This is a genomic window from Subtercola sp. Z020 (assembly GCF_002931235.1).
In the GTDB taxonomy this organism is placed as follows: domain Bacteria; phylum Actinomycetota; class Actinomycetes; order Actinomycetales; family Microbacteriaceae; genus Subtercola.
Genome location: NZ_PSTT01000083.1, coordinates 1 through 8,388, shown reverse-complemented (window position 1 = coordinate 8,388; position 8,388 = coordinate 1). Strand labels below are relative to the sequence as shown.

Genomic DNA, 8,388 nt, shown 5'->3' with positions numbered 1-8,388 from the left:
GGCCGCGACGGGGCCCACGGTCATCCAGTCGACGGCGTTGCTGCAGGCCGAGATGCCGGCCGACGGCACGAAGAACGCCGTGAAGGAGTGAGGGGGATACACGCGGTAGCCGTCGCCCGCCACGACCGTGCAACTGCCAGCGAGGGGGCCGCCGTCGCTGCCGATGTTGACCTGCTGCAGCGGCGCGCTCACGGTCTGCCCGGGGGCGAGGGCGACGGTCTGTGCGGCGTCGTAGGCGCCTCCGGAGCGCGCCGCCGCGTTGCCGAGCTGCGTGCCGTTCCCGTCGCCGACGACGGAGACGCCGGGCGCGCCGCGGAGTTTGCACGACGCGCTGCCCGTGTTGGTGAACGTGACGGCGAAGAACACCGAGCCCGCGGCCGCCCCTCCCTCGGACGGCGCCACGCTCACCGCCAGCGCGCCGTCGGCGCACTGCCCCTCGGGTGCGTTCGGGTCGACCTGCCCGCTGGAGGTCGGGGTCGGCCCGGTGCTCGGAGTGCCGGTGGGGCTGCCGGTGCCGGTGGGGGTGCCGCTGCCGGTGGGGGCGGCGCTGCCGCTCGCGCTCGGGGAGCTCGTGACGGTGGTGGTCGCGGTGACGGTCGGCTTCGCGCCGCCGCCCGCGCATCCGCTGACGGCGAATGCGGTGGCGGCCGCCGCGACGGCGAGCAGGCTGATGACGGGTCGCTTCTTCACGCCTCCACGCTAGCGCTGCCTGCCCGCCCGTGCCGCGCCACGCGCCGCCGCGTCCGCTGTGCTCCTCCCGTACGGGCGGAGCTCAGCGAAACCAGCGCCGTATGCCCGTCGGATCGGCTGAGCTCCGTCCGAGTGGTGCCGGGACGTGGGCGGGCGGCGCGCCGACAGACGGGGTGGGGTCAGGTCCAGGCGCGGGCGCTGCGCTCCGACCAGTACTGGGCGGGCGGCTCGGCGAGGGCGGCGAGCGCGTCGGCGTCGACGCTCGGTGGGCGGGCGGCGAGGTTCTCGCGCAACTGCGCTCCCGTGACGGCTCCGCTCAGCACGATGTCGGCCCACGGATGCGCCAGCGCCGCCCCGATGGCGAGCCCGGCGAGCGGCTGTCCGTCGTCCGCCGCGAGCTGCGCCGCAGCCCCTTCGGCGCCCGAACTCGCCGACCCGCGCGCCGTCAGGCGCCCGTTCGCCAGCGCCTCCTTCACCACCACGAGCCACCGCGCATCGTTCGCCCGCCCGAGCGCCGCGCCGGCCGACGGCTCCAGCAGGTTCCACGTCGTCTGCACCCCGGAGAACGGCGAGTCCGGCAGCGCCAGCGCCGCGTCGATCACCGCGGCCTGGTGCGGTCCGCTCGTCGAGAAGCCGACCCGCACACCGGTCGACGCGATCTGCCGCAGACGGTCGAGCAGCGCGGCATCGCCGAGGGCCGGGCTGTCGGGCGTCAGCGAGTGCACGAGGTACACGTCGGGCTCGCCCCCGAGAGCGTCGAGCGTCTCGGGCCACTGCCGGTCGAGCATCCGCAGGCCGTGGTCTTTGCGTTCCTGCACCTCGGCGTCGAGCCGCCAGCCGCCCACGTACTCGTAGCCCCACTTCGACCCGATGGTGAGTTCGTCACGGCGACCGGGATGCTCGGCGAGCCAGGAGCCGAGGAACTGTTCGGCCAGGCCGTACGAACGCGCCGCATCGACGTAGCGGATGCCGAGCATCCACGCCCCCTCGAGCAAACGGTGCGCCCGTTCCCGCATCGCGTCGACGGAGCGGTCGTCGCCGTCGCCGAGGTCGTCACCGCGCCCCACCGTGATGTACGCGGGCCGGCCGATGGCGGCGAGGCCGAGCCCGAGGCGCGAGGCGATGTCACTCATGCTCCGACGATACCCGCGCCCACCGACACTCAGGGCGCGGCCTCCGCCGGGCATCCGCGCTCTCGATCCGCCGTCTGCTGCCGCGGGCGGCAAAGCGCAACCCCTCACCCCGGATGCGTGATCCCCCGTAACGTCGAAGCATGACCGATGACCAGTACACGTTCCAGGACCCGTCCAAGATGTTCGCCGACATCACCCCGTCGGCGCAGTACCAGGAGGGCGCCGGACTCGACGCCGACCTCGACGACCGCGCCGACCACGGCGAGAAGACCTACCGCGGCAGCGGCCGCCTCGCCGGGCGCAAAGCCCTCGTCACCGGTGGCGACTCGGGCATCGGCGCCGCCGTCGCCATCGCGTACGCCCGTGAGGGCGCCGACGTGGCGATCGCGTTCCTGCCCGAAGAAGAGGAGGACGCCGCCCGCATCATCGCCCTGATCGAGGAGGCCGGGCAGAAGGCCGTCGCCCTCCCCGGCGACATCACGAGCGCCGAATTCTGCCGTGCACTCGTCGAGAAGGCCGTCTCCGACCTCGGCGGCCTCGACATCGTCGTGAACAACGCCGGCAAGCAGCAGTTCCGCGAGACCCTCGCCGAGATCAGCGACGAGCAGTTCGACGAGACCTTCAAGACGAACGTCTACTCGATGTTCTGGATCACGAAGGCCGCGCTGCCGCACCTCGCAGCGGGCTCGACGATCATCAACACCTCGTCGATCCAGGCCTACGCGCCGTCGGAGACCCTCGTCGACTACGCGACGACCAAGGCCGCGATCAACACCTTCTCGAAGGCGCTCTCGCAGCAGCTCGCGCCGAAGGGCATCCGCGTGAACGTGGTCGCCCCCGGCCCCATCTGGACGCCGCTGCAGACCGCGGGCGGCCAGCCGACCGAGGCGCTGCCGACCGTCGGCGGAGAGACGCCGCTCGGCCGCTGGGGCCAGCCCGCCGAACTCGCACCCGCCTACGTGTTCCTCGCGTCGCCGGAGTCGAGCTACGTCATCGGCGAGACGCTGCACGTGAACGGCGGCATGCCCACGCCGTAACGCCGCGTCGCGTCGCGTCAGACAGCACAGCCCCCGCCGGTTCGCCCGGCGGGGGCTGTGCTGTCTGGTCGGGGTCGCCTCAGGCGTCGGGCGTCAGGCGTCAGTCGACGGGCTGCCCGTGCACCAGCGTCTGATCGGGGTTGGTCGCGGCGATCTGCGACCAGGTGTTGTAGCCGACCACCACTGACAGCACGATGCCGAGCACCGAGAGTGCCGGCCTGATCGCCGTGAGATACCTGTTCATCGTGCCCTCCCCGGGTGCTCGTTGCCTGCTTCTCCCTCAGTGTGAGCGAGACGGCTATGCGTGGTCTGTGCGCAGCCTGTACGGTTTCTGGATGCTCCTGACGAGCACTCAGACGTAGGCTGAAGCCATGGCACGAGAACTCCTGAACGACACCGAACACCAGCGGTACATGCTGCGCATCGACGGGGCGCTCGTGAGCGCGGCGGACTACGTGCTGCGCGACAACTCCATCTCGTTCACGCACACCTTCACCGACCCGAAACGCCGTTCGCAGGGTTTCGCGAACGAGGTCGTCACCTTCGCGGTCGACGATGTGGAGCAGAACACGACGCACCGGGTCGTTCCGATGTGCTGGTACGTCGGCCAGTGGTTCGACCAGCACCCCGAGCGGGCTGGTCTGCTCACGCGCTGACGGCTCGTTCGTGGGCGGGTGCCTGCGGTTGACGGCGGCTGCCGTGGAGTGCGCGGCGCTTGCCCTCGCGGCGCGACGCTTGCCGGCCGGCGGCGGTATGTGTACGTTGTTCACAACGAGATCGAGCCCGCCCGACATCCGGAGGTCGTCGCATGTGCCGAAACATCCACACCCTGCACAACTTCGAGCCCGCCGCCACCGACGACGAGGTGCACGCGGCCGCCCTGCAGTATGTGCGGAAGATCAGCGGGGCCACCAAGCCGTCGAAGGCGAACGAGGCGGCCTTCGACCGGGCCGTCGCCGAGATCGCGCACATCACGGGTCACCTGCTCGAAGACCTGGTGAGCTCGGCGCCGCCGAAAGACCGCGAGGTCGAGGCCGCGAAGGCGAAGGAGCGATCGGCGCGCCGCTTCGCCGTCGCCTGAGCCGGGCGTCTCGTCTCGGGCGTCTCGCCCTGGGCGCCCCGACCCGGGCGCCCCGCCCCGGCTACGGAGCGCTCTGTACGTCGACCACCCAGGTGACGCCGAAGCGGTCGGTGAGCATGCCGAATCCCGCCGACCAGGCCGACGCGGCGAGCGGTTCGAGCACCGTGGCATCGACCGCCAGGGCGTCCCAGAGCGCCGAGACCTCGGCGAGTGACGCGCTGCTGAGCGCCAGGAAGTAGGCCTGGTCGGTGACGGTGAGCCCGTTCTCCCGCCGGGTCGAACCGGGCTGGGATGCCGACCCCGCGGCCTGCTGCGACGGAACGTCGTACGCCATGATGCGCACCCCGTCGCCCGACGTGACCTGCCCCCACACCACCTTGTCGCTGTCGGGCAGCCCGGCGGGCATGCCGAACTCGCTGTAGGTGCGGATGACGGCCTGCGTGCCGAGAACGCCGGCGTAGAAGTCGAGGGCTTCGCGGGCGGTGCCGTCGAAGTTGAGGTGCGGGGCGAGGGATGCGGTCATGGTGATCGTCTTTCTGCTTAGCGTCTGCCGGGGAGGTTTCCCCGTGCGTGCCCGACACTGCCAGCAGAAGCGGTCAGTTCCTGTCCGGTACTGAAGCCAGAATGGAGGCATGGCCCCCTTCTCCCGCCTGCTCACCCTCCTGTCGCTCCTGCAGGCCCGACGGGACTGGCCCGCACAGGTTCTCGCCGACCGGTTGGGCATCAGCGATCGGACCGTGCGGCGGGATGTCGACAGGCTCCGCGACCTGGGCTACCGCATCCAGTCCGTCAAGGGGCCCGCCGGTGGGTACCGGCTCGAAGCGGGCTCCAATCTGCCGCCGCTGCTCTTCGTCGACGACCAGGCCGTCGTGCTCGCGGTCGCCCTGCAGACCGTGGGTCTCTCGGGAACCGGGTTCGAGGAGCCGGCGGCACGGGCGCTCGCGACCGTGCGGCAGGTCATGCCGGGACGCCTGCGTCACCGCATCGATGCGCTGCAGGTCGCGACGGTGCCCGAGCAGCGCGGTGTCGACGAGAAGCCGGTCGACCCCGCCGTTCTCGTGGCGCTCGGCTCGGCGGTGCGGTCGAGGGAGGTGCTGCGCTTCGACTACGCCGCCGCCCGGTCGGTGCAGGCTGGCGCGCCGCAGCCCCTGCCCACCCCGGTCTCTGTGCCGGGCGGCACCCTGCCGCCACCCCGCCGCGCGGAGCCGCACCACCTCGTCGCGCGCTCGGGACGCTGGTACCTCGTGGCCTGGGATCTCGACCGCGCCGACTGGCGCATCTTCCGCGCCGACCGGATCACCCCGCTCACCCACACCGGGCCCCGCTTCGAACCCCGCAACTTGCCCGGCGGCGACGTGCGCACCTTCGTCTCGGGCCGGTTCCGCGGGTCGAACGGCACTTCCCTGAGCTGGCCGTGCACCGGCGAGGCCGTTCTCGCGCTGCCCGCCCACGACGTCGCGCCCTACCTCGCCGACGGCATCGTCGAGGAGCTGCCCGGCGACCGCTGCCGGGTCGTTCTCGGCGCCTGGTCGTGGGTGGCCCTCGCGGCGACCCTCGCCCGCTTCGATGCCGAGATCGAGGTCGTCGGCCCGCCGCACCTCGCCCAGGCCTTCGCGACCCTCGCCCGCCGCTTCACAGCGGTCGCGAGCGGTGCCGCCGCCAACCGCTTACCCGACCTGTGCCCGGAAGACACCACCGCGCCCGCCGCTGCCTCACCCGACACCACCGCGCCCACCGCCGCCCGGGCATGAAAAAAGCCCTACTCCAAGTAGAAGCCTCGAAGTAGGGCAGTGGCTCCGACCGGCATCGATCCGGTGACCTTTCGATTTTCAGTCGAACGCTCTACCAACTGAGCTACAGAGCCGAAGGGGCGAACCCCCTCAGAGTCGAAAACCCTTCCCGGGGGAAGGGTTTCGCGACCTTTGCGACCCTGACCGGACTTGAACCGGCGACCTCCGCCGTGACAGGGCGGCGCGCTAACCAACTGCGCTACAGGGCCAAACTTGTGAAATTTTTGTGTTGTAAAACAGTGCCGCAGATCATCCTAGTGGACTGGTGACCCCAACGGGATTCGAACCCGTGCTACTGCCGTGAAAGGGCAGCGTCCTAGGCCGCTAAACGATGGGGCCGTTTTGACAACTCAACGAGTATGCCACATCCGAAGCCCTCCTCGCCAATCGAACGAACGCTCACTGTCTGCGACGGGGTCCGCTCGCCGAAACTGGGGGCGTTCTGTGCAGTTCGGTCCGGTCGGCGTGGGAGTTCCGCGTGTCGGTGGTGGCGATTATGGTGGCCGAAAGCCGGTGGGTTCTGGATGCCCGACCCACCCCTCTCGACAGGTAGACCGCTGTGACAGAACACTCCGCCCCCGCTCGCCCCCGGCGACCGCTCCGCGCCCTCCTGCAGGCCGCCGTCGTCAGCTTCGCTCTCGTACTGGGTGACGCTCTGGCGCCCGAGGCCGCCCGCGCCGTGGACTACCCGAGCTGGGAAGACGTTCTCGCGGCCCGCTCGAACGAGGCGTCGAAGCAGGGCGAGATCGCGCGCATCCAGAACCTGATCTCGGGGCTCGAGGCAGAGACGGTCGCAGCCCAGGCGCTGTCTGAGCAGCGGGGGGCCGAGTACGAGACGGCCCAGATCGCGTTCGACGAGGGGGTGCGGGTCAGCGACGAGCTCGACCAGAAGGCGGGGGAGGCCGAGGCAGAGGCGGCGGCATCCAGCCAGCGTGCGGGATCCATCGCCGCACAGTTGGCGCGTTCCGGGGGCTCGAACCTGTCGATTGCCCTGCTCGGCGGTTCGGGTGGAGGCGATGCGGATGCCCTGCTCTACCAGCTCGGCGCCCTCAGCAAGCTCACCGAACAGACCTCCGGCATCTACGCGGCCGCCGAGCAGAGCCGAAACAGCGCTGCGGCCATCGCGAGCCAGGCCGAGGTGGCCGAGGCTGCGCTCGACGGGCTGCGCATCGCGGCGGAACAGGCGCTCGCCGAGGCGGCCGCCGCCCAGCAGGCGGTCGAACAGATGCTGGCCGAGGAGCAGAGCCGCAGGGTCGAGCTCGCCGCCCAGCTCGACGTTCTGGTGTCGAACCGCGTGGCGACCGAGGCCGACTACCAGGCGGGCGTCGCCGAGCGGGCGCGCATCGCGGCAGAGCGCGCACGCGCCGAGGCCGAGGCCCGCGCTGCAGCCGAGCGCGAACGGGCTGCACGCGGCGGCGGGGGAGGTGGCGGCGGGGGCGGCGGCGCAGGCGGCGAGACCGGCCCCATCATCACCGGCCCCGGCGGCCAGGGCTGGAGCAGCCCGCTGCCGAATGCGCGGGTGACCAGCGAGTTCGGCAACCGGTTCCACCCGATCGATGCGGTGTGGCGCCTCCACGCGGGCATCGACCTGGTCAGCCCCGGCGGAACCTGCGGCGCGAACGTCTACGCGGCATCCGCCGGAACCGTCACCTTCGCCGGCTCGAACGGCGGCCTCGGCAACGCGGTGACGATCAGCCACGGCGGCGGCCGCACCACGGTCTACGGGCACAACACGTCACTCGTCGTGCGTTCGGGCTGGAGCGTCGTCGAGGGCCAACTCATCGCCAAGGCGGGCACGACGGGCGCCTCGACCGGTTGCCACGTGCACTTCGAGACCCGCCTGAACGGCACCGCCCAGAACCCCCGCCAGGTGCTCGGCCAGTACGGCACCGGCTTCTAACGGGGGCTCAGTTCGACCTAGCGAGGACTCTGCGTGACCTAGCGGGGGCTCGGCGTGATCTAGCGGGGGCTCAGCGCGATCTAGTGCGCGCTCTCTTCGGCGAGCTTCGTGATGCCGTTCTGGATGATCTGCTCGGCGTCTTCGGCCGAACCCCAGCCCTCGGTCTTGACCCACTTGCCGGGCTCGAGGTCTTTGTAGTGCTCGAAGAAGTGCTCGATCTCGCTGCGCAGCTGCGCCGGAATGCTGTCGACGTCGGTGATGTGCGCCCAGCGCGGGTCTTTCGCCGGAACCGCGATGACCTTCGAGTCGATGCCTGCCTCGTCTGACATGTTGAAGACGCCCACGGGGCGCACCTTCACGCCGACGCCCGGGAACACCGGGTACTCGAGCAACACCAGCACGTCGACCGGGTCGCCGTCGAGGCCGAGGGTGTTCTCGAAGAACCCGTAGTCGGTCGGGTAGACGAAGCTCGTGAAGAGCACGCGGTCGAGGTAGACGCGGCCGGTCTCGTGGTCGACCTCGTACTTGTTGCGGCTTCCCTTGGGAATCTCGATGACGGCGTCGTAGCTGGCCATGGCGGGTGCTCCTTCTAGATGGATCAAACTGCAATAACGTTACTGGATGCTCCCCGCCGACCGCCGACCGCGCCTCACGCCGGCGGTGGCCGACGTGCGCCGGGCGGTGCTCGTGGCGCTCGTGGCGCTGCCCGAGGCTCCCGCCCCGCACGCGCCCGCGCCCGACGTCCCGCCCGCCGACC

General features: G+C 71.0%; 10 protein-coding genes and 3 tRNA genes. 5 read left to right on the top strand and 8 right to left on the bottom strand.

Annotated features, from left to right (window positions below; translation table 11 throughout):
- A partial coding sequence (locus C5B96_RS17610; RefSeq protein ID WP_199176627.1) for a DUF4232 domain-containing protein occupies positions 1-690 on the bottom strand: 690 nt, incomplete at its 3' end.
- 179 nt (positions 691-869) lie between these two features.
- Positions 870-1,823 carry an aldo/keto reductase gene (locus C5B96_RS10990; protein ID WP_104245409.1) on the bottom strand — a complete coding sequence of 318 codons (954 nt, stop codon included), beginning with the start codon at positions 1,821-1,823 and terminating at the stop codon, positions 870-872.
- A gap of 140 nt (positions 1,824-1,963) precedes the next feature.
- On the opposite strand from C5B96_RS10990, the gene C5B96_RS10985 reads away from it, so the two are divergent.
- Entirely contained in the window at positions 1,964-2,860 is an 897-nt protein-coding gene (locus C5B96_RS10985; protein ID WP_104245408.1) for a glucose 1-dehydrogenase, read from the top strand.
- Positions 2,861-2,960: 100 nt separating this feature from the next.
- On the opposite strand, the gene C5B96_RS17390 is transcribed toward C5B96_RS10985, so the two are convergent.
- Positions 2,961-3,104 carry a hypothetical protein gene (locus C5B96_RS17390; RefSeq protein WP_158507167.1) on the bottom strand — a complete coding sequence of 48 codons (144 nt, stop codon included), beginning with the start codon at positions 3,102-3,104 and terminating at the stop codon, positions 2,961-2,963.
- Between the two features lie 127 nt (positions 3,105-3,231).
- Here C5B96_RS17390 and C5B96_RS10980 point away from each other — a divergent pair, with 127 nt between their 5' ends.
- Positions 3,232-3,516 carry a GNAT family N-acetyltransferase gene (locus C5B96_RS10980; RefSeq protein WP_104245407.1) on the top strand — a complete coding sequence of 95 codons (285 nt, stop codon included), beginning with the start codon at positions 3,232-3,234 and terminating at the stop codon, positions 3,514-3,516.
- A gap of 152 nt (positions 3,517-3,668) precedes the next feature.
- Positions 3,669-3,941, top strand: a complete 273-nt coding sequence (locus tag C5B96_RS10975) for a DUF2277 domain-containing protein (protein ID WP_104245406.1) — start codon at positions 3,669-3,671, stop codon at positions 3,939-3,941.
- Between the two features lie 61 nt (positions 3,942-4,002).
- On the opposite strand, the gene C5B96_RS10970 is transcribed toward C5B96_RS10975, so the two are convergent.
- Positions 4,003-4,464 (bottom strand): VOC family protein, encoded by a 462-nt coding sequence (locus tag C5B96_RS10970; protein WP_104245405.1) that lies wholly within the window; start codon positions 4,462-4,464, stop codon positions 4,003-4,005.
- Between the two features lie 109 nt (positions 4,465-4,573).
- Between C5B96_RS10970 and C5B96_RS10965 the strand changes: the two genes are divergently transcribed.
- Positions 4,574-5,692: a YafY family protein gene (locus C5B96_RS10965; RefSeq protein WP_104245404.1), complete on the top strand. Its 1,119-nt coding sequence runs from the start codon at positions 4,574-4,576 to the stop codon at positions 5,690-5,692.
- Positions 5,693-5,732: 40 nt separating this feature from the next.
- On the opposite strand, the gene C5B96_RS10960 is transcribed toward C5B96_RS10965, so the two are convergent.
- The 3 genes from C5B96_RS10960 to C5B96_RS10950 form a co-directional block, all read right to left on the bottom strand.
- Positions 5,733-5,805 (bottom strand) — tRNA-Phe (locus C5B96_RS10960).
- A gap of 61 nt (positions 5,806-5,866) precedes the next feature.
- A tRNA-Asp gene (locus C5B96_RS10955) sits at positions 5,867-5,940 on the bottom strand.
- Positions 5,941-5,994: 54 nt separating this feature from the next.
- Positions 5,995-6,070: transfer RNA gene (locus C5B96_RS10950), tRNA-Glu, on the bottom strand.
- Between the two features lie 220 nt (positions 6,071-6,290).
- On the opposite strand from C5B96_RS10950, the gene C5B96_RS10945 reads away from it, so the two are divergent.
- Positions 6,291-7,631, top strand: a complete 1,341-nt coding sequence (locus C5B96_RS10945) for a M23 family metallopeptidase (RefSeq protein WP_104245403.1) — start codon at positions 6,291-6,293, stop codon at positions 7,629-7,631.
- Between the two features lie 80 nt (positions 7,632-7,711).
- Here the strand turns inward: C5B96_RS10945 and C5B96_RS10940 are convergent, their stop codons facing one another.
- Complete coding sequence (locus C5B96_RS10940; RefSeq protein ID WP_104245402.1) at positions 7,712-8,206, bottom strand: inorganic diphosphatase; 495 nt, start codon at positions 8,204-8,206, stop codon at positions 7,712-7,714.
- Positions 8,207-8,388 lie beyond the last annotated feature (182 nt).

Excerpts from the sequence above, each read along its gene's own strand:
- C5B96_RS10990 (WP_104245409.1), bottom strand. The coding sequence starts at position 1,823 with ATGAGTGACATCGCCTCGCGCCTCGGGCTCGGCCTCGCCGCCATCGGC.
- C5B96_RS10985 (WP_104245408.1), top strand. The coding sequence starts at position 1,964 with ATGACCGATGACCAGTACACGTTCCAGGACCCGTCCAAGATGTTCGCC.
- C5B96_RS17390 (WP_158507167.1), bottom strand. The coding sequence starts at position 3,104 with ATGAACAGGTATCTCACGGCGATCAGGCCGGCACTCTCGGTGCTCGGC.
- C5B96_RS10980 (WP_104245407.1), top strand. The coding sequence starts at position 3,232 with ATGGCACGAGAACTCCTGAACGACACCGAACACCAGCGGTACATGCTG.
- C5B96_RS10975 (WP_104245406.1), top strand. The coding sequence starts at position 3,669 with ATGTGCCGAAACATCCACACCCTGCACAACTTCGAGCCCGCCGCCACC.
- C5B96_RS10970 (WP_104245405.1), bottom strand. The coding sequence starts at position 4,464 with ATGACCGCATCCCTCGCCCCGCACCTCAACTTCGACGGCACCGCCCGC.
- C5B96_RS10965 (WP_104245404.1), top strand. The coding sequence starts at position 4,574 with ATGGCCCCCTTCTCCCGCCTGCTCACCCTCCTGTCGCTCCTGCAGGCC.
- C5B96_RS10940 (WP_104245402.1), bottom strand. The coding sequence starts at position 8,206 with ATGGCCAGCTACGACGCCGTCATCGAGATTCCCAAGGGAAGCCGCAAC.